General features: G+C 55.8%; 22 protein-coding genes. 12 read left to right on the top strand and 10 right to left on the bottom strand.

Annotated features, from left to right (window positions below):
• Positions 1–9: 9 nt before the first annotated feature.
• From ACFIOZ_RS14865 to ACFIOZ_RS14835, 7 genes are all read right to left on the bottom strand, one after another.
• Entirely contained in the window at positions 10–840 is an 831-nt protein-coding gene (locus ACFIOZ_RS14865) for a helix-turn-helix transcriptional regulator (protein ID WP_386079178.1), read from the bottom strand.
• A gap of 103 nt (positions 841–943) precedes the next feature.
• Positions 944–1,732, bottom strand: coding sequence for an ABC transporter permease (locus ACFIOZ_RS14860; protein ID WP_386079175.1), 789 nt, complete (start codon positions 1,730–1,732; stop codon positions 944–946).
• A complete protein-coding gene (locus ACFIOZ_RS14855) occupies positions 1,729–2,628 on the bottom strand; it encodes an ABC transporter permease (protein WP_386079172.1) in 900 nt (299 codons plus the stop codon). The genes ACFIOZ_RS14860 and ACFIOZ_RS14855 overlap by 4 nt, the downstream gene beginning before the upstream one ends.
• Positions 2,629–2,697: 69 nt before the next feature.
• Positions 2,698–3,753, bottom strand: coding sequence for an ABC transporter substrate-binding protein (locus ACFIOZ_RS14850; RefSeq protein ID WP_386079169.1), 1,056 nt, complete (start codon positions 3,751–3,753; stop codon positions 2,698–2,700).
• 39 nt (positions 3,754–3,792) lie between these two features.
• On the bottom strand, positions 3,793–5,100 hold the full coding sequence (locus tag ACFIOZ_RS14845; protein WP_386079166.1) for an NAD(P)/FAD-dependent oxidoreductase: 1,308 nt from the start codon (positions 5,098–5,100) through the stop codon (positions 3,793–3,795).
• 1 nt (position 5,101) lies between these two features.
• Positions 5,102–5,800 (bottom strand): HAD-IA family hydrolase, encoded by a 699-nt coding sequence (locus tag ACFIOZ_RS14840; protein ID WP_386079164.1) that lies wholly within the window; start codon positions 5,798–5,800, stop codon positions 5,102–5,104.
• 39 nt (positions 5,801–5,839) lie between these two features.
• Positions 5,840–6,949 (bottom strand): ABC transporter ATP-binding protein, encoded by a 1,110-nt coding sequence (locus tag ACFIOZ_RS14835; protein WP_386079161.1) that lies wholly within the window; start codon positions 6,947–6,949, stop codon positions 5,840–5,842.
• A 110-nt stretch (positions 6,950–7,059) separates the two neighbouring features.
• Between ACFIOZ_RS14835 and ACFIOZ_RS14830 the strand changes: the two genes are divergently transcribed.
• The 3 genes from ACFIOZ_RS14830 to ACFIOZ_RS14820 all read left to right on the top strand — a co-directional run bounded on the left by ACFIOZ_RS14830 (position 7,060) and on the right by ACFIOZ_RS14820 (position 8,952).
• The gene (locus ACFIOZ_RS14830; protein WP_386079157.1) at positions 7,060–8,019 is read left to right on the top strand and encodes a LysR family transcriptional regulator; all 960 of its coding nucleotides are present in this window, start codon (positions 7,060–7,062) and stop codon (positions 8,017–8,019) included.
• Positions 8,020–8,201: 182 nt separating this feature from the next.
• On the top strand, positions 8,202–8,396 hold the full coding sequence (locus ACFIOZ_RS14825) for a DUF3541 domain-containing protein (RefSeq protein ID WP_226247105.1): 195 nt from the start codon (positions 8,202–8,204) through the stop codon (positions 8,394–8,396).
• Between the two features lie 196 nt (positions 8,397–8,592).
• The gene (locus tag ACFIOZ_RS14820; protein ID WP_226247104.1) at positions 8,593–8,952 is read left to right on the top strand and encodes a VOC family protein; all 360 of its coding nucleotides are present in this window, start codon (positions 8,593–8,595) and stop codon (positions 8,950–8,952) included.
• Between the two features lie 61 nt (positions 8,953–9,013).
• Here the strand turns inward: ACFIOZ_RS14820 and ACFIOZ_RS14815 are convergent, their stop codons facing one another.
• Both ACFIOZ_RS14815 and ACFIOZ_RS14810 read right to left on the bottom strand, forming a co-directional pair.
• Entirely contained in the window at positions 9,014–9,787 is a 774-nt protein-coding gene (locus tag ACFIOZ_RS14815; protein ID WP_386079152.1) for an SDR family oxidoreductase, read from the bottom strand.
• Complete coding sequence (locus tag ACFIOZ_RS14810) at positions 9,787–10,113, bottom strand: nuclear transport factor 2 family protein (RefSeq protein ID WP_386079149.1); 327 nt, start codon at positions 10,111–10,113, stop codon at positions 9,787–9,789. Before ACFIOZ_RS14810 ends, ACFIOZ_RS14815 begins: the two co-directional genes overlap by 1 nt.
• 90 nt (positions 10,114–10,203) lie before the next feature.
• Between ACFIOZ_RS14810 and ACFIOZ_RS14805 the strand changes: the two genes are divergently transcribed.
• The 3 genes from ACFIOZ_RS14805 to ACFIOZ_RS14795 all read left to right on the top strand — a co-directional run bounded on the left by ACFIOZ_RS14805 (position 10,204) and on the right by ACFIOZ_RS14795 (position 12,823).
• Positions 10,204–10,578, top strand: coding sequence for a winged helix-turn-helix transcriptional regulator (locus tag ACFIOZ_RS14805; protein WP_386079146.1), 375 nt, complete (start codon positions 10,204–10,206; stop codon positions 10,576–10,578).
• A gap of 10 nt (positions 10,579–10,588) precedes the next feature.
• A complete protein-coding gene (locus ACFIOZ_RS14800) occupies positions 10,589–11,026 on the top strand; it encodes a GNAT family N-acetyltransferase (protein ID WP_386079143.1) in 438 nt (145 codons plus the stop codon).
• A gap of 174 nt (positions 11,027–11,200) precedes the next feature.
• On the top strand, positions 11,201–12,823 hold the full coding sequence (locus tag ACFIOZ_RS14795) for an ABC-F family ATP-binding cassette domain-containing protein (protein WP_386079141.1): 1,623 nt from the start codon (positions 11,201–11,203) through the stop codon (positions 12,821–12,823).
• Here ACFIOZ_RS14795 and ACFIOZ_RS14790 read toward each other — a convergent pair.
• Positions 12,811–13,200: an ester cyclase gene (locus tag ACFIOZ_RS14790; protein WP_386079139.1), complete on the bottom strand. Its 390-nt coding sequence runs from the start codon at positions 13,198–13,200 to the stop codon at positions 12,811–12,813. The two genes, ACFIOZ_RS14795 and ACFIOZ_RS14790, sit on opposite strands and share 13 nt — an antisense overlap.
• Before the next feature lie 99 nt (positions 13,201–13,299).
• On the opposite strand from ACFIOZ_RS14790, the gene ACFIOZ_RS14785 reads away from it, so the two are divergent.
• The 6 genes from ACFIOZ_RS14785 to ACFIOZ_RS14760 all read left to right on the top strand — a co-directional run bounded on the left by ACFIOZ_RS14785 (position 13,300) and on the right by ACFIOZ_RS14760 (position 16,971).
• The gene (locus ACFIOZ_RS14785; RefSeq protein WP_386079137.1) at positions 13,300–13,635 is read left to right on the top strand and encodes a zinc ribbon domain-containing protein YjdM; all 336 of its coding nucleotides are present in this window, start codon (positions 13,300–13,302) and stop codon (positions 13,633–13,635) included.
• Between the two features lie 35 nt (positions 13,636–13,670).
• Positions 13,671–14,888 (top strand): MFS transporter, encoded by a 1,218-nt coding sequence (locus tag ACFIOZ_RS14780; RefSeq protein ID WP_386079134.1) that lies wholly within the window; start codon positions 13,671–13,673, stop codon positions 14,886–14,888.
• A complete protein-coding gene (locus ACFIOZ_RS14775; RefSeq protein WP_386079132.1) occupies positions 14,869–15,567 on the top strand; it encodes a haloacid dehalogenase type II in 699 nt (232 codons plus the stop codon). The genes ACFIOZ_RS14780 and ACFIOZ_RS14775 overlap by 20 nt, the downstream gene beginning before the upstream one ends.
• Positions 15,568–15,636: 69 nt before the next feature.
• On the top strand, positions 15,637–16,272 hold the full coding sequence (locus ACFIOZ_RS14770) for a LysE family translocator (protein WP_386079129.1): 636 nt from the start codon (positions 15,637–15,639) through the stop codon (positions 16,270–16,272).
• Between the two features lie 226 nt (positions 16,273–16,498).
• Positions 16,499–16,687, top strand: a complete 189-nt coding sequence (locus ACFIOZ_RS14765; RefSeq protein ID WP_386079126.1) for a hypothetical protein — start codon at positions 16,499–16,501, stop codon at positions 16,685–16,687.
• A complete protein-coding gene (locus tag ACFIOZ_RS14760; RefSeq protein ID WP_008959972.1) occupies positions 16,684–16,971 on the top strand; it encodes a type II toxin-antitoxin system RelE/ParE family toxin in 288 nt (95 codons plus the stop codon). Before ACFIOZ_RS14765 ends, ACFIOZ_RS14760 begins: the two co-directional genes overlap by 4 nt.
• The last annotated feature ends 16 nt before the right edge of the window (positions 16,972–16,987 follow it).

The following is a 16,987-nucleotide window of genomic DNA, read 5'->3' as shown; positions in this document are numbered from 1 at the left end:
ATTTAGGGATTAGCGCGCAATATCACGCTGGTACTGATGGGGCGTCATGCCATAAATACGCTTAAAGCGGCGATTGAAATGGCTGAGATCGGCAAACCCATAGCGCAAAGCGACCTCCGTCAGGGAAGCACCAAGGTCTAGCGCCGAACGAGCCGCGTTAATCCGGCAATTAATCACATATTGGTGGGGTGTGAGGCCGTAATGCTGACGAAACAGGCGCAAGAAGTGGTACTTGGATAGGTGCGCCGCTTGGCTAATGTCATCAAGAGAGATATCCCTATCCAGGTAGGCGTGGATATACTCTTTTGCTAATCCCAACAGCGCATCAGGGCGCGTGCTGATCTGGTCGGGTTGGGAGGTGCCGCCGAGCTGCACGGTTCGCTCAATGACTTGATACAGCGCGTTCTCATGATCAATACAGCTACCTGCTTGCGAGGTAACTAAGCGCGCCAGTTCTAAAATAGCGTTGCGCAGTGGAGTATCCTGAATCAGCGTATTATGCGAACGAAAGTGAGCGGTGTTTTCGTGACCAAGGGCATCAGCGAACAGGGCGTTTACCTGCTCAGGGTGGGCATACACCATCAGGTAATCCAGCGCGCTCTCTCCGCCCGGTTGACCGTCATGAACTTCCTCTGGGTTGAACAGAATAACGTTGCCCGGTGGGCTACGGTGAAACTGCCCGCCGCTGAAGAAATCCTGACGCCCCGCCAGCGTAACGCCGAAGGCATACTCCTCGTGGGCGTGGCGGTCATAGCTGAAATCCTCAATCGCTGCGTGAAGCACCGTCAGCGTTGGCACGTGCTGGCTCTTGATGAATTGAAATCGGCTCGCGTTACTCATGCCGCCCCTCCTGATTAGTCACACCACTAGCTTATGCCAGCACCGTTCATGAATGCTTGTACATAATTGCTAATCGGCAGTGGCAGCTACCAGGGAAGCGTTTTTATACCGGTGACTGCTTGCGTGCCAGCACCAGCAATAATACCAGTGCGAAGGAAGCGGCCGTTAATAGGGTGCTAATGGCGGCGATGGTTGGGTCGATCTCGTCGCGAAGCGCAGTGAACATGCGCACGGTCAGGGGTTGGTTCTGGCCCCCCGAAATGAAGAGCGCCACCATGGTTTCGTCCAGGGCCTGAATGAACGCAAAGATCGCCCCGGTGACCACGCTCGGCATGATCTGAGGCAGGGTGACGCTCATGAAACTACGAAAACGATTCATGCCAAGGCTTCTAGCGACCATCTCCTGGGTCTGGTCGAAACCGTGCAGGCCTGCTGTTACCGCAGTGATAACATAGGGCAGCGCCAGCATCACATCGGCCATGATCAGGCCCGGAATGGTGTACAGCATTCCCGACAGGGCATAAATAAAGAATACCCCGGTGGCGACGATGATGATCGGCACGATCAGCGGCAGCAGAAGCACGAGCTTCAGATAGCGCATCAGCCAGTGCGTCGAGCTATTGATAGCATAGGCCGCTGCCACGCCAATCGGTGTAGCGATCAATGCCGTGGAGAACGCCACGATCAAGCTGGTTTTCGCAGCCGACATCCAGCCCAGATTGCTGAAGAATGTGTCATACCACCGAAACGAGTAATTACTGGGCGGAAAGGAGAGGAAGCGGCTATCAGAGAAGGACATGGGCACGACGATGAGCAAGGGCAGAATCAGGAAAATCAGCACTAACGCTACATAGCCAATAAAGATGATGCGGTTCAAGGATAGTTTGTTCATTTTGCACCCAGTATCTTCTCAAGAGGGACGAGGCGGCTCACTACATAGAAAATGGACAGCACGCAGATGAGCAGTACGACACTGACGGCGCTAGCGGCACCCCAGTCGCTATAGAGCTGGACGTTGCGGCTGACCAGCATGGATGCCATGACCGTACGCCCTCCACCCACCAGTTCCGGGGTAATATAGAAGCCGAGGCACAGCACGAACACCAGCGTCATGCCTGCGAGCACTCCACTGAGCGAAAGAGGGAAGAACACACGCCTGAAAACATGCAGCGGCGTGCCGCCAAGGCTCGCGCCCGCCTGGATCAGGTCGCCGGGAATTTTCTGCATGGTGGCGTAAAGCGGCAAAACCATGAATGGCAGCAGGATATGTACGGTGGCAATGATAGTGCCCAGCTCGTTATGCACTAGTGCCAGCGGTGCATCGATAAGGCCAACGCCCATCAGCGACTCATTCACCACCCCTGAGCGTTGTAACAGAATCAGCCAGGCGTAGGCTCTCACCAGTACGCTGGTCCAGAACGGCAGAATCACCAGGGCCAGTACCAACATCGACCAGCGCCGTGGCAAGACCGAGGCGGCATAAGCGATGGGGTAGCCCATCAGCAGTGCCAGCAGAGTGACGATAAAGCTGATACGAAACGTGACCCAAAACGTATTCCAGTAGATGCCTTCGGTGAGGATTCGTTGGTAGTGCTCCAGCGTGAAACCATCGGCATAGAAGGACTGGCCGATCAACCAACCGAGTGGAATCAGCAGCAGCACAAACACCACCAGCACGGCGGGCGACATCAAAAGCAGCATGAGTGCATGCTCGCGCCGCCTATAGCCACGGGAGGCATCCCGGTGGAGAGCGTGAGGGTAATTGTTGTTGATGACAGTCGCTTTCAAAGGATGTCTCCTAGCGGGAAATCGACAAGCGTTGCCGTAACCCACAGGTGGGGCACGGCAACGACGCACTTATCGTTGCATAAATGCCAGCCAGCGACGCTCAGCTTCTTCACCCGCAGAGGAGGCCCACCATTCGTACGACATCAATACCTGACGCTCGGCATTTTCTGGGAAGCTCGGCAGTTCCCGGGCTCGCTCATCAGGAATCTTGCCTGTATCGAAAGCGGCCGGGTTGCCGGGGCCGTAGTCGATGTGCAGGGGCAGGTTGGCTTGATACTCGGGGGCGATGGCCGCGTTGATGAACTCAACGGCAGTATCCTGATGGGTCGCACCTTCAATAATGCACAGGTGCGTGTTCTGCAACACACCATCGTTATAGGTGAAATCAGCGCTGGCGCCTTCATTGATGATCGCGCTGACACGCCCATTCCACATCATCAGCATGTCCACCTCGCCATCGTAGAGCAACTGCGCCGACTGGCCGCCAGACGTCCACCAAGTGGTGATATGTGGTTTGATTTCTTCAAGCTTGGCGAAAGCTCGGTCAACATCCAGCGGATAAAGCTCTTCTCGCGCCACGCCATCAGCCATTAAAGCAGCTTCAAGTGTTCCCAGTGGGTGGTTGCGAAGGGCACGGTTGCCGGGATACTCCTCTACATTCCAAAAGTCCTCCCAGCTTTGGGGCGGTTTACCCTCGAAGGCCTCTGGATTGTAGGCCAGTACGCTGGAATAAAACTCGTAAGCGACAGAGTAGGGCGTTTTATACGCCTCGGGCATCGACTCGGCGTTGGGAATCCGGCTGAAGTCGAGTTCTGCAATCAGTCCCTGGTTACCGCCCCGCACACAGTTCAGCGGGGGTGTATCGACCACGTCCCATACCGCCTGGCCGGTGGTGCCTTGCGTCTTGATCATCGGCCAGGCGTCGGGGGCGCTCTCCTGACGAATGGTGATGCCCAACGCCTCGGCAACCGGGTCGAGAATGGCCACCGTCTGCGCTTCCTGATACGCGCCACCCTGAGAGACGAAAGTGATTTCGCCGTCGGCCAGCGTTTGCCCAGCGCCAAGCGCACCAACAACCACTACCGAGGAACCAAGCAAGTATTTGAAGCAGTTAATGTTTTTCATCTTGCGACCTCCAACTGAGTAAGTGCCTTCGGCGCCGCATCAGCGCCCGATTGCATCAAGGAACTGGTAATACCCGGCTACCAGTCGAATACCGACTTCACGTAAGGGGTAAAGCGGGACGGCCTTGAGCCGCTCCGCAGCAAGCAGCGCTACGTCAGGGCTTTCACCCAAGGCGTAGTCTGCCGCCAACCGCCCGAGCAACGTCGACATGGCCACACCCGCGCCGTTATAACCAGCGGCGTAGCAAACACGGTCGTCAAATCTGCCTACATGGGGCAAGGCATCCAGCGTCATGCCCACATGCCCTGACCAGCGATAGGCAATGCCGATATCCGCAAGCGCTGGAAAGAGCGACACCATAGCGCTCTGCAGGGAGTCGAACGCCGCCTGAGAGTCACGCTTCCCAAACGCACCACGACCGCCAAATACGATCCGTCCATCGACCTTGCGAAACCAGCGCATCATCCGGCGGGTTTCGCCATAGCTTCTATCCTTGACCAACAGATAGTTCTGCAGCGCCTCTGGAAGAGGGTGAGTGGCGATAATCGAGCTTCTAAACGGCACCAGGCGCGTCTTTATCGCGGCACTGACGGGCGTAATATCCGAATAGGCATTAGTGGCCAGGATCACCTGTCGCGCCTTGATTTCACCGCTTGGCGTCGTGATATGAACACCATCACCCAAGCGGCGAATGCTAGTGGCCGGGGAGCGCTCGAAGACGATCTCGCCATGGCGCTGGTTAAGTCCTGCCGCCAACCCCCGCACATAGTCGAGCGGATGCAAGGTACCCACGCCAAGCCCTAAAACCCCGCCTGTAAAGGCCTTGGATCCAGTCTCTTCGGCGACCTCGCCAGCGGAGAGACAGCGCAGCGAGTCATCGCCCATTTCCCGCCGCATCCACTCGGCTTCTTCGGAAATGTCTTTCAGCGCCTTGGTTGTGTGGGCACAGCGCAGGTTGCCGCAGCGGGTGAAGCGGGCACTCTCAAGACCATACGCCTGAATTAGTGCTTCCACCTCATCCACCGCCTCATGGCAGAGCCGATGCATGGCGGTGGCCACCGCCATGCCGTGGGTTTGGGCAATGCTTGGAAACGAGAGCCGGAACTTGGCGGATACCACGCCACCATTGCGACCGCTTGCTCCCCAGCCGATAGGGTTGGCATCCACCACGATGGCGTGAACGCCACGTTCTGCTAAACGGTGGGCCGCGGTTAATCCCGTGTAGCCACCGCCGATGATGGCGACATCAACGGTTTTATCGCTGGAAAGCGGCGCAAAGGAAGGGGTGATACTGGCCGTATCACGCCAAAGCGAAGCAATTGGGTATCCAGGCTGCGGCCCACTCATATCACACCTTCTCTACGGCGTCGGCCAACGCTTTAAGGGTGGGGAAGTGGAAATCCGGTGTCGTGAGCTGTTTTGGCTCCGGCGTGCCGCCGAACCCCGTTTGCCCTTGGCGACGCTCTATCCAGCAGGTGGTGTAACCCAGCTCCTTGGCAATGCCGATGTCGTGGTGCTGGCTCTGGGCGACGTGCAGTATTTCCGAGAACTTATAGCCGTGGGCCGCCTGACGACCGCGATTGTAGGCGAAGAATTGGGGGTTGGGCTTAGCAACGCCAGTCTCGTCGCAGGTTACGCTATCGTCGAAGGGGTCATCGAGAATATGCGAGTAGCAAGAGAACGCGGTGCGATCGGCATTGGTCATTGCTACCAGGCGATAGTGCTTACGTAGGCGTTTCAGCGCCGCTACTGAATCCTCAAAAGCGGGCCAACGCAGCACCGCCAACTGAAAGGCGTCGGCCGAGGTGGTGTCGGCAGGCAGTTTCAACTCCTCCGCCAGCGAGAGGTAGACATCTGCCATGGCACTGCTCGAGCGGCCTGGGTAGCGGTCACGCCCGCGCTTGTAGGCCTCGAAAATAGTGTTGTCGTCCAGATCCAGGGCCGCAGCCCCACCAAGTTGCCGAATCGCTTCCAGTACACCTCTCTCGAAATCGATCAGCGTGCCCACGACATCAAATGTCAGAACTTTAAAGTTGGAAAGTTCCATGATCGGCTATGACTCCTGTTTTATTACTGCGCAGTTATGTCAGGCAACGTTTGTTGCCGGAGTGGGGCATCCCGCACGAGGCACGATGATGGTGTCCTCTGGATGCAGTACCACGCTCAAGCGCTCGCCGAGCGGTGGAATCTGTCGCCTTGCGGCGTGGTGGCTGGGTTGACGCAGACTGATAGAGGTGCCGTCTTCCAGTTCAAGGAACAGTCGCAGGCTATCGCCCTGGTACACGGCCTCAATGACCCGGCATGGCAGGCGATTGACCCCCGGATCATGGCTGCCATCATCGATCAGCAGTTTTTCGGTTTGAATGGCCAGCAGTAGCTCAGCATGGGGAGCGATGGGCTTGGCAGAACGCAGCGTGTGATTGCCGAGCCGGACACTGTGCTCATCAATACGGGTCACCGGGAGCAGGGTAGAGTCTCCGATAAAGCTGGCCACAAAAGAGTCTTTAGGATTGTTGTGCAGGGTCTCGGGAGCGCCGATCTGAACCAGCTCACCATCCTTAAGGATTGCCACCCGGTCACTCATGGTCAGCGCCTCACGCTGGTCGTGAGTCACATAAACCACAGTGGCCCCCAGCTTGCGGTGTAAGCGGCGCAGTTCTATCTGCATCGTCTCGCGCAGCTGTTTATCCAGTGCCGACAGGGGTTCGTCCATTAGAATCAGCCGTGGCTCGAACACTATCGCCCTGGCCAGAGCGACCCGCTGTCGTTGGCCACCCGAAAGTTGCGACACCCCACGATCCTGATAGCCATCTAATTCGACCATGGCTAGCGCCTGTTTAACGCGTTCTGGCCACGTTGACTTGGGAAGGCGACGAGCGCGAAGGGGAAAGGCGACGTTCTCGCCAACGCTCATATGCGGAAAGAGTGCGTAACTCTGAAAGACGATGCCGATATTGCGCTTGTGTGGCGGCATATAGGTCATGTCTTGATCGCCGACCCACACCGACCCTGAAGAGGGCATTACGAAGCCACCCAAGGCCCCAAGCAAGGTCGTTTTACCCGAGCCCGAAGGGCCCAGTAGCGACACAAACTCCCCCGGCTCAATAGTTAAGGTTATATCCTTCAGGGCTACCGTGCTGCCATAACGCTTACTGATGGAGCGTATGGCAACACCCACACTCTCTCGCTCATCCATAGGGGGTATCACCTTTCATTGTTTTAATGCCTATCGGTTGTCATTGAGTACAGCAGATAAGGTGTTCGCGGACAATTGCGAAATTCTTGGCGTTGGCATAACCTGAAATTATGCCTACATTGCGCCGTCAACTACCCAGTGCCAACGCCCTGTTTGTTTTTGAGTCAGCGGCCCGCTGCGGTAACTTCACCAAAGCCGCTGCCGAGCTGGGGGTGACCCAGCCGGCGGTCAGCCGCATGCTGGCGCTTCTGGAGGAGTATCTGGAGGTCAAACTGTTCTTGCGTACGCCCGGTAAAACCGAGCTGACCGAGAGTGGCGAGATACTTTACCAAGGCGTGGTCGACGGCTTTCATAATATCGAAGCGGCGATTCAGGAAATTCGGGCGCGCAGCACCGGGCTTGAAACCGTCACGCTATCGGTGTCAACCGCCTTCACCACCCATTGGCTGATGCCGCGCATGCACAGGCTGCAGGCGCAGCTACCCCATATCGATCTGCGCTTTCAGCTGATATCGGGGGCGGTCAGCGGCTCGGTCGAGGATGTTGACCTGGGGATTCGCTTTGTTACGGGGGAGGACATTCTGCATGATGCCTCGTTGATACTGCCGGAGATATTGGTACCGGTCTGCAGTCCGGCCTATCGAAAGCAGCAGCTCGAATCGTCCGGTAACGATGTCTCCACCACCCTGATTAGCCTCAGCGATAGCCGCATAGACTGGTTTGAGCTTTTGCCCAATTTCCATCTGCAGGCTTATGGAACGACGCATTCACTGGTTTTTTCGGACTATGCCGTCGTGATCCAGGCGGCCCTGCTGGGCCAGGGTATCGCCATCGGCTGGCTGAATATCACATCCCACTGGCTGGAGACCGGCTCGCTTGTTCCCGCCACACCAACCGCGATTGCCACCGAGCGGCTATGCCACCTGGTTCACTCACGTAAGAAGCCGCTAAGCGATGCAGCCAAGCAGGTTCGGGAGTGGATAATAGAAGAAACACGCAATGACGTTGCGAATGTGGCGAAGCAGTATCCCGAGTTGAATCTTGAATCCTTTCTGGCTAAGGACTTCTGATTTTTCAGTCGATAAAAGCCTCCCACTAGCAACTCAATAGATAGTACGTGGGTGCTAAGCGCTGGTAAGTGGCCGCCACACATGCGCAAACCCAATCGTTAGCGCCACGGATGCTTGTACATAATTGCTCATCGACTGTGCAATGATGGCCTAACGATAGTGAACACCGCCAAGTATTCGGCATGGGAAAGCTCTTTTCACTGATGATTGTGCTGGCATTGGCCTTCCTGCTTGCCGACCGCGAGGATCACCCGCTGGTGGGCCGGGTGCGTGAGGCGCTGGTGGCGGCGGTGGATCCAGCCAGCGGCATCATCCCCTCGTTCGCGGAGGGAGAGGGGGTGGCGGGTGGTGAACACCGCAACGTTCTGACAACTTGAGAAACGCGATGAAAAAGCTTTTATCACGTTAGTTGTGCTCGCGCTGGATTTAGCGGTGTAAGGGCACCCGGTGTTTTCAGACGAGGTAAGCGCCGAGTTCGACGGCCTCCAAGCGATGCGCCTGGACATCGGCTTGGGGCAGGGTGATGATTAAAAAGCCAGGATCAAAAAGCACAACAAAACAAAGGAGCAGGGCATGAACCAGCGTGAAAAGCTCAACTACGTCGAGCTTACCGCCAAGGACTTGAACGCCACTAAAACCTTTTTCTCAGCGGTGTTTGGCTGGGAGTTCACCGACTACGGCCTGGAATACAGTGCGTTTTCCAACCAGGGCTTGGATGGCGGCTTCTACCAGGCGGACGCCTGCAGCCGTACCGACAACGGCGCCGCCTTGCTGGTGTTTTATAGTGCTCAGTTGGAAGAGACCTACACCAAGGTGGTGGGCAATGGCGGCGAGATCGTAAAGCCGATTTTTGAGTTTCCCGGAGGCTTCCGTTTTCACTTTACTGAACCCAGCGGCAACGAGTTTGCCGTGTGGTCAGAGGGACGGGGCTAAGGCCAGTCGAGAGCACCGATATTAGCGATATAAACTAGGCGATCTCAATTTCCTACCACCCTCAAGCAACAGGCACAGTACCACCATCAATCACATATTCCGTACCCGTGATGGTAGCCGCCAGCGGTGAGGCCAGAAACGCAATCAGGTTGGCTACTTCAGAAGGCTTTGAAGGGCGGCCAATCGGGATGCCGCCCAGCGAATTCATGATGATCTGTTTGCCGCCTGCGTAATCGGTGCCTGCATCTTGGGCAATCCGCTCGGCCAGCGCAACGGCGGCTTCCGTCTCGATCCAGCCCGGCGACACCCGAACCACACGCACCCCTTTGGGTGACACCTCTTTTGACAAGCTCTTGCTATAGGTGGATAGCGCCGCCTTGGCCGCCGCGTAAGCCGTGGTCGATTCGGGCAGGGGGAGCTCACGCTGAATGGAGGTCACGTGGATAATCACTCCATCGCCCTGGGCAAGCATGCCGGGCAGTAGGGCACGATCCAGCCGTACGGCGGGAAACAGGTTGATGTCGAGCTCACGCTGCCACTCCTCCTCCCCAAGGGCTGCGAATCCACCGCCGGGCGCGGATGAGCCACCCAGCACATGAACGATAATATCCACGCCACCCAAGCGTTCGTTGACCGCATCGGCCACCGAGGAACAGCCTTCGGCCGTCGTTAGGTCAGCGGTTACAAACAGCTCATCGGGCAGGTCGGCGGGGCGAGTACGGGCGGTTATTAGCACTTGCGCGCCTTCCTCGCGAAAGAGTGCCACCACGGCAGCGCCAACCCCTTTGCTACCACCGGTGATCAATACGCGTCGCCCGTTCAAGTTCAGGTTCATTAGTGAATCTCCAATGACTGGATTTGCGCATCGGCAAGCTGAAAAGTGTGATCCAGTTGTACCGGGCTGCCGGGGAAGTCGCCGGTCACGGTGGCAGCAACCACCACCGTGTTGTCTTGATGGGAAACACTGACCGGCTGGACGCGATACACAATCTTGGCACGGGTGGCGCGCAGCCATGATTGAATAGCGGTGTGCCCGCGATGTGTCTCTCCTTCGTCAAACACACAGGCATCTTGAGTGAAGCAATTCGCAATGTGGGAGGCATCCGCACCGTTGCTGATGGTGAAGTAAATGGTGATCGCGTCTGGCAGTGACAAGCTCATGATGATCATCTCTCGCAAGGTAATGTGAGAGAATATTCTGCCTAGGTTGACGCGTTATCAAGAACGCACAAAAAGGTAAGTGGCTTACCCATGAGAAAGATTTATACGCCCGCTAGCGCCGCAAGCGATGTGGAAAATGTATTAAAAATGCTGGAAGGGCGCTGGAAGCTCATTATTCTCTTTCATCTGTTCGATGGAAAAGTGCAGCGCTACTCCGATTTCGGAAAACTCATCCCTGACATTTCCCAGAAAATGCTGGCCCAACAGCTGCGCCAACTGGAGGCGGATGGCATTGTGGCCCGAAAGGTTTATCCCCAGGTGCCGCCAAAAGTGGAGTACCGCCTGACCGAATGGGGGCAAACGCTCTGTCCGGCGCTGGATGCCTTGCTTAAATGGGCAGAGCAGAAGGAGCACTTCAACCACCCTGCCCAGCAGAATGAACAAGACGATACCACCATCCAATGAGAGCCGCCTGATGCACTACCGCACCATGACCATCAACGATTACGAAGCCGCCATTGCCCTGTGGAGCGAAAGTGAAGGCGTGCGGCTGCGCAACGCCGATTCACGGGAAGGCATTGAGAAATACCTGCTGCGTAACCCCGGTCTGAGCTTTGTGGCAGAAGGAGAAAGAGAAGGGGAGCTGGTGGGAACGATCATGGCGGGCCACGATGGCAAGCGCGGTTATGTTCAGCACTTATCGGTGGCGGATTCCCATCGCCGGTTAGGCATCGCCACGCGGTTGGTAGACCTCTGCCTGGAAGCGTTGAAGCATGAAGGCATCCTGAAATCACACCTAATGATTCTCCCCGAGAACGAAGCCGCCCAGCAGTTCTGGTCAAACCAAGGCTGGGCCTACCGATCCGATATTTTGCTTTACTCGTTTGTTAATGGGGATAATGCAAATACCTAGACTAGGATGGCCATCCCTTTGTCGGTTCGCTATCATTATTTGTATTGTAGTGATCCTTTCCATGCTAAACAGAGGTAGTTGTCCAATGAACCATTGATGCCCGCCGTTGCAATGACGGCCAGTCTCCATTAGCCCCTGACCCAGGGGGAGAACTCGGCATCGCTGGAATCAACTATGACCACTACCCCTCTCACCTTAAAAGGTGTCTCCTACGTTTTGTCGGATGGCATAACGCTTTTTACCGACCTCCATGAGCAGTTCGATACACGCCCGACCGGGTTAGTGGGGCGCAATGGTGTCGGAAAAACAGTTTTAGCCCAAATTCTCGCGGGTTTATTGCCACCTACCACCGGCAATTGTCAGCGCCCCAGTCGCGTTCATTACCTTGCCCAGCAAGTAGCCCCGCCCAAGGGGGTCTCTGTCGCCGCGCTTGCTGGTATTCAATCAACCCTGGATGCGCTGGCGCGTATCGAAGCGGGTAGTAGTACCGCCATGGAAGATTTCGAAGCCGTGGATGAGCGTTGGGACATGCCCCAGCGATTTCGCCATGAGCTGGAACGCAATGGCCTGGGCTATCTTGAGGCCAGCACACCGGCCAGCACGCTGAGCGGTGGGGAAACCATGCGGGTTGCCTTAATGGGCGCCATGCTCTCGAATGCCGATTTCCTGATTCTTGATGAGCCAAGCAACCATCTCGACCGACCCAACCGGCGAGCGCTCATCGAACAGCTGCAGCGCTGGTCGCGTGGGCTGATCGTAGTTAGTCATGACCGGCAACTACTGGAATCCATGGCGCGCATTGTGGAGCTTTCCCCCTTGGGGCTGCACAGCTACGGTGGCAACTACACCTTCTATGCAGAAGCGAAAGCTCACGAGCAGCAAGCGGCGATTGATCAGCTCAATCAACATAAGCTGGAGCGCCAACGCCAGGATCGGGCAATGCGCAAACAGCGAGAACGCCAGGAGAAACGCCAAGCCCGCGGTAAACGGCAGGGTAAGGAAGCCAATCAGGCCAAGGTAATACTGGATGGACAGAAAGAGCGCAGCGAAAACTCCACCGGCGCGCTGCGCCAAAAGCAGGCGGCCAGCCGGGATCTACTTAATCAGCGCGTGCGGGAAGCCGCAAAGCAGGTCGAAGACGAGGCGCACATCACCTTGCATGAGATCCCCGTTAATCAGGTCGCTAAGCGCTGTTTGGTAGAGTTGGAGAGGGTAGAGCTACCGTTCGTGATGGGAACCACGCGTCAGATTAGCCTGCTGCTGAGAGGGCCGCAGCGCATCGGTATCGTTGGCCCCAACGGCTGTGGCAAATCAACGCTGCTCCGAGTGCTAGCGGGCCAAATCGAGCCATTGTCCGGAACCTGCAAGGTGACCCCAGAAAAGGCTTATCTCGATCAGCGGCTGGAGAGTCTTGAGCCGGAAAAAACCGTGCTCGAACAGCTGCAACGGGCTAACCGCTCAACGACGGAGGGTGAGCTGCGCATGCTACTGGCCCAGTTAGGCCTGGATGCGCAGAAGATCACCACGCCCAGCGGGCTACTAAGCGGCGGTGAGCGCCTAAAAGGAGCACTGGCCTGCATCCTCTACGCCGACTCGCCCCCGCAATTGTTGCTGCTCGACGAGCCCAATAACCACCTCGACCTGCCATCGGCACAGGCACTGGAAACCCTGCTGCGCAGTTACCAAGGTGCGTTAGTGGTGGTATCCCATGACGATGCCTTTCTGGAAAACCTAGCCTTAACAGACCGCCTGCTGGTAACCGAGCAAGGGTGGCATTTGGAGCCTCAATCCAGCTGAGCTTCTATCGCCGTCTTGTCGATCACCGACCAGACTTCCTGAATCTTATTATCATGGAAGAGGTAAAACGCGTTCTCGCAAAAGATCAGTTTTTTGCCCTCCACCGCAAGGCCGAGGAAGCTACCTTTAGGCGTTACATCGAATCGCAGCCTGCACGCGACATGCGGTGGATCAACGGCCAGCAGCTCAATGTTGAAGTGAAGATCTGGTATCTGTTCGTAATCGGCTTCCAGCATGGCGCGATAGCCATCAAGCCCTAGACGCCTGCCACTGTGGCGGACATCGTCATGCACGAACTGGCCAAGGTGCATCCAGTCCTGATTATTGAGGCAGGTGATGTAATCACGGTAGGTCGCTTCCAGGTCACGTTTGTTCATTCTGGTTCTCCTTTCCTGGGCAGGCGTGAAGGTATTCGCCACGGTGCCCCTGGCTCAGTATCATAAGTAGCCTAAACCAAACCACAGAAGTCATCATTCATGTCGTGCCCACCGTGTCCCCATTGCCAATCCGAATTCGTCTATCAGGATCAAAGCCTGTTTATCTGCCCCGAGTGCGCCCACGAATGGAACCCTGCAGAAGCTGAGGCGGAAGACACCGTGACGATAAAAGATGCCCACGGCACCCTGTTAGCGGAAGGCGACAAGGTAACGATGATCAAAGACCTCAAGGTTAAAGGCAGTTCACTGGTGCTCAAGGTAGGCACCAAAGCCGTGATCAAGCGGCTCATGGACAGCAAGGATCACCAACTGGACTGCAAAGTCGACGGCGTCGGCGACATGATGGTGACCGCCCATTTTGTGAAAAAGGCCTGACTAAAATCTGAACTTACCTGACAGCCGTGCCGCCGATGACTGCTAACCGACATTACCGCTGGGTTATTCTGTTGATAGCCACTCTTGCGCAAGCAGCGGCGTGTTTCTTCGTTCAGGGTATCGGTGCCATAAGCGTCTATGCACAGGCCGATATGGGGCTCTCTGCATTTCAGATTGGGGCGCTGGTCTCGGCGGCTCAGCTGGTGCCGTTGGTTGGGCTGTTGGTTGCCGGGGAGTTGCTGGACAGGTTCAGTGAGCGTTTGGTGGTGGGGGTAGGCACCCTCGTGGTAGGTATCGCGCTTAGCGCTGCCGTGCTGGCTGAGAGTTACTGGGCCATGCTGCTATTTTTAGTCATCGTAGGGGCTGGCTACAGTACTGCCCAGCCCGGCGGTAGCAAATCGGTAGCTGCTTGGTTTGATAAATCCCAGCGTGGTTTTGCCATGGGTATTCGTCAGGCGGGCTTGCCACTGGGCGGGGCGCTGGCGGCGATCGTACTGCCAACCGTCGCGATCACCTGGGGGTGGCGCGCCTCTTTTCTAGTGGGCGGGCTGATTGCGGTCTTCGGGGCGCTGGTCTTTATGCTCTTTTATCGTGCCCCTGCTGGCGCGGTGCCGGTCGCAAGAGCCTCTGAAGGCAGCGTGACAAAGGTCGTCTTATCGCGACTGGCGATGATTCGTGAACCGGCCATGAAGCAGATTATGGCGTCCGGTATCAGTTTGATCTCGGTTCAATACGGTATTTTGATTTTTACCGTGCTCTATCTGCACAGCCGTTTGCAGATAGAGGTGCTGCAAGCCGCAACGTTGCTATTTGTGGCCCAAGGAGCCGGGGTTGCCGGGCGCATTTTGCTGGCGGCCTGGAGTGATCGCTGTCGCTCGCGCTATTTCCCGGTCATGGTGTGCATGGTGGCGGTAATCGTCGGGCTGCTGGTATTAGTCTGGTTGCCGCTACACTCAACGTTCATGCTGGTTTGCTTGATGGCCTGGTTGGGCTTTTTTGGTTTCGGCTGGTACGGCCCTTGGGTGGCTTATGTGGCGGAGTCGGCACTCGCAGATAAAACCGGCTTTGTGCTGGGGCTGGCCATGGCGATTAACCAACTGGCGATCGTATCGGTACCGCCACTGCTGGGGTGGATGCTGGATATAACGGGCAGCTTTATGCTCGGCTGGAGCCTGCTGATCACCATGACACTATTAGGGCTACTGATGACCATCCAACGTAAAGGCGAAGCTAATGAAAGCCATCGTGTTTGATGTATTTGGCACTATTGTCGACTGGCGTTCCAGTTTGATTAACCAGTTCCGGGCGTTAGAGCAGGAGTTGGGTGTCGAGCTTCCCAGCGAGGCGCTGACGGATCAATGGCGTCAGCATTATGCGCCTTCGATGGATCGGGTGCGCAAAGGCGAAATTCCGTGGACGGGGTTGGATGATCTGCATCGGGAAAGCCTAGTCACACTGCTCAAGCAACATGGGATTTCGCTAGACGAGGCGACCATTGATCGCGTCAATCACTTTTGGCACCAGTTAGACCCATGGCCGGATGTTCAGCGTGGCCTTCAGCAGTTGAAAGAGCACCACATTATCGCGACCTTAACTAACGGTAATTTGTCGCTAATGGTGGATGTTGCCCGTCACGCCAAACTGCCATGGGATATGGTGTTTTGCGCCGAGCTATTCCAGCACTATAAACCTGACCCTGAGGTCTATTTAGGGGCTTGCCGCCTACTGCGCCTGCCGCCTGAAGAGGTGATGCTATGCGCAGCGCACAATTACGACCTTGCGGCTGCCCGAGCATTGGGGATGAAAACGGCGTTTATACCCCGTCGTACAGAGTATGGCCCGCAACAGCGTAAAGATTTAGCAGCCGAGCAAGCATGGGATTTTGTGGCTGAAGACCTCGTCGCATTGAGTGAGCAGCTAAAAGGGCACTAGCCGTACCGATTATGACGTTTTGCTATAACAGTTTCTTAAAAACCGAGTATTAGCCTCATAGGAGATAGCATGGTACCTATCGAAACCTGGCTGACGTATACCGTCGCATGCATTTTAATCATTCTTGTGCCCGGGCCTGACAATATTCTTGCCATCAGTCGGGGGCTTTGTCAGGGGCGTCTAGCGGCATGCGTCTCTAGTGCTGGAGCTGGTCTTGGCCTGATGGTGCATGTTCTAGTCGCTTTTCTGGGGTTGGCGGTTCTCATTCAGGCATCGGCAGTAGCGTTTAGTGTGGTTAAATTTGCGGGGGCTGGATATTTGATTTGGCTAGGGATTAAAGCCTTACGCTCAAAAGAGTTGATTGCTTTCTCGTCCCAGAGCCATTTGTCCCATCGGGCTGTGTTTCTCACCGGCTTTTTAACCAATGTCCTTAATCCCAAGCCAGCGCTGTTTATTTTGGCCTTTGTTCCTCAGTTTGTATCGCCCATGCATGGGGCAGTCGAGCTACAAACGTTCTTTCTGGGCACATGGTTTGCGTTGCTGGCATTCGCGGTTTTTACAGTGTTGGGTTCTTTTTCATCCTTATTTGCGAGATGGCTAGAAGGCCACCCGCGCGCTATTTTGGGTTTGAATATTGGTGCTGGCATTACGTTTATCGCTGCGGGTTTATCTGTCTTGTTGCTTGGCAGAGCGGAGAGAAGTTGATAAAGCCGGCGGCCTCAGAACTCGGCCAGCTACCTAATTTACGACGCAGTAAGCGGAGGTTCAGCGAAGCTTGCCAGCGAGGGTGTTCAGGTCTCCTGCTCAGGGGCGACAAAGTAGGTGTCGACCTTGGCGATGTGTTTGCAGAAAATGGCATAAACCGCAAAACTCTCGGTAACCCAAGGTATCTTCTAAAAGCATTTTCTACGTACCTAAAAAGGTAGTCACCATGTCAGCTACGATGAGCAAAGACGACGCACACAAGCTAATTGAACAACTTCCTGCGAATGCCACCTGGGAAGACCTTATGCATGAGATCTATATCCGGGAGACCATCGAGAAGGGCATGGCGGATAGCCAAGCGGGTAACGTTACAAATGTGGGAGATATTCGCAAGAAATACGGCTTACCTGAATGAATGTGTTCTGGACAGCAACAGCAGAAGCTCATTTGGACGCGATTTATGCCTATATCGCCCAGGACTCAGAAGCTTATGCGTTGAGCACAGTTGATAAAATCACCCGAAGGTCACAACAGATTGGTGATTTCCCCGCTTCAGGACGCAAGGTGCCCGAGTACGATATCGCTCAAATAAGGGAAGTCTTGTGTGGCGCTTACCGCATTATTTACTACATCAAACCAGATCAAATTGACGTTCTCGCTGTTTTACACGCATCTATGAACCGACTGAAAAGCGAATAGGGCAACGCTATAGAGG

Origin of the sequence: Vreelandella sp. F11 (genome assembly GCF_042466685.1) — a bacterium.
In the GTDB taxonomy this organism is placed as follows: Bacteria; Pseudomonadota; Gammaproteobacteria; order Pseudomonadales; family Halomonadaceae; genus Vreelandella.
This window is presented reverse-complemented; position numbering and strand designations above follow the sequence as displayed.

What these genes read in the sequence shown, in the direction of transcription:
- ACFIOZ_RS14865 (WP_386079178.1), bottom strand. Translation starts at nt 840, where the DNA reads ATGAGTAACGCGAGCCGATTTCAATTCATCAAGAGCCAGCACGTGCCA.
- ACFIOZ_RS14860 (WP_386079175.1), bottom strand. Translation starts at nt 1,732, where the DNA reads ATGAACAAACTATCCTTGAACCGCATCATCTTTATTGGCTATGTAGCG.
- ACFIOZ_RS14850 (WP_386079169.1), bottom strand. Translation starts at nt 3,753, where the DNA reads ATGAAAAACATTAACTGCTTCAAATACTTGCTTGGTTCCTCGGTAGTG.
- ACFIOZ_RS14845 (WP_386079166.1), bottom strand. Translation starts at nt 5,100, where the DNA reads ATGAGTGGGCCGCAGCCTGGATACCCAATTGCTTCGCTTTGGCGTGAT.
- ACFIOZ_RS14840 (WP_386079164.1), bottom strand. Translation starts at nt 5,800, where the DNA reads ATGGAACTTTCCAACTTTAAAGTTCTGACATTTGATGTCGTGGGCACG.
- ACFIOZ_RS14835 (WP_386079161.1), bottom strand. Translation starts at nt 6,949, where the DNA reads ATGGATGAGCGAGAGAGTGTGGGTGTTGCCATACGCTCCATCAGTAAG.
- ACFIOZ_RS14830 (WP_386079157.1), top strand. Translation starts at nt 7,060, where the DNA reads ATGCCTACATTGCGCCGTCAACTACCCAGTGCCAACGCCCTGTTTGTT.
- ACFIOZ_RS14825 (WP_226247105.1), top strand. Translation starts at nt 8,202, where the DNA reads ATGGGAAAGCTCTTTTCACTGATGATTGTGCTGGCATTGGCCTTCCTG.
- ACFIOZ_RS14820 (WP_226247104.1), top strand. Translation starts at nt 8,593, where the DNA reads ATGAACCAGCGTGAAAAGCTCAACTACGTCGAGCTTACCGCCAAGGAC.
- ACFIOZ_RS14815 (WP_386079152.1), bottom strand. Translation starts at nt 9,787, where the DNA reads ATGAACCTGAACTTGAACGGGCGACGCGTATTGATCACCGGTGGTAGC.
- ACFIOZ_RS14810 (WP_386079149.1), bottom strand. Translation starts at nt 10,113, where the DNA reads ATGAGCTTGTCACTGCCAGACGCGATCACCATTTACTTCACCATCAGC.
- ACFIOZ_RS14805 (WP_386079146.1), top strand. Translation starts at nt 10,204, where the DNA reads ATGAGAAAGATTTATACGCCCGCTAGCGCCGCAAGCGATGTGGAAAAT.
- ACFIOZ_RS14800 (WP_386079143.1), top strand. Translation starts at nt 10,589, where the DNA reads ATGCACTACCGCACCATGACCATCAACGATTACGAAGCCGCCATTGCC.
- ACFIOZ_RS14795 (WP_386079141.1), top strand. Translation starts at nt 11,201, where the DNA reads ATGACCACTACCCCTCTCACCTTAAAAGGTGTCTCCTACGTTTTGTCG.
- ACFIOZ_RS14790 (WP_386079139.1), bottom strand. Translation starts at nt 13,200, where the DNA reads ATGAACAAACGTGACCTGGAAGCGACCTACCGTGATTACATCACCTGC.
- ACFIOZ_RS14785 (WP_386079137.1), top strand. Translation starts at nt 13,300, where the DNA reads ATGTCGTGCCCACCGTGTCCCCATTGCCAATCCGAATTCGTCTATCAG.
- ACFIOZ_RS14780 (WP_386079134.1), top strand. Translation starts at nt 13,671, where the DNA reads ATGACTGCTAACCGACATTACCGCTGGGTTATTCTGTTGATAGCCACT.
- ACFIOZ_RS14775 (WP_386079132.1), top strand. Translation starts at nt 14,869, where the DNA reads ATGAAAGCCATCGTGTTTGATGTATTTGGCACTATTGTCGACTGGCGT.
- ACFIOZ_RS14770 (WP_386079129.1), top strand. Translation starts at nt 15,637, where the DNA reads ATGGTACCTATCGAAACCTGGCTGACGTATACCGTCGCATGCATTTTA.
- ACFIOZ_RS14765 (WP_386079126.1), top strand. Translation starts at nt 16,499, where the DNA reads ATGTCAGCTACGATGAGCAAAGACGACGCACACAAGCTAATTGAACAA.
- ACFIOZ_RS14760 (WP_008959972.1), top strand. Translation starts at nt 16,684, where the DNA reads ATGAATGTGTTCTGGACAGCAACAGCAGAAGCTCATTTGGACGCGATT.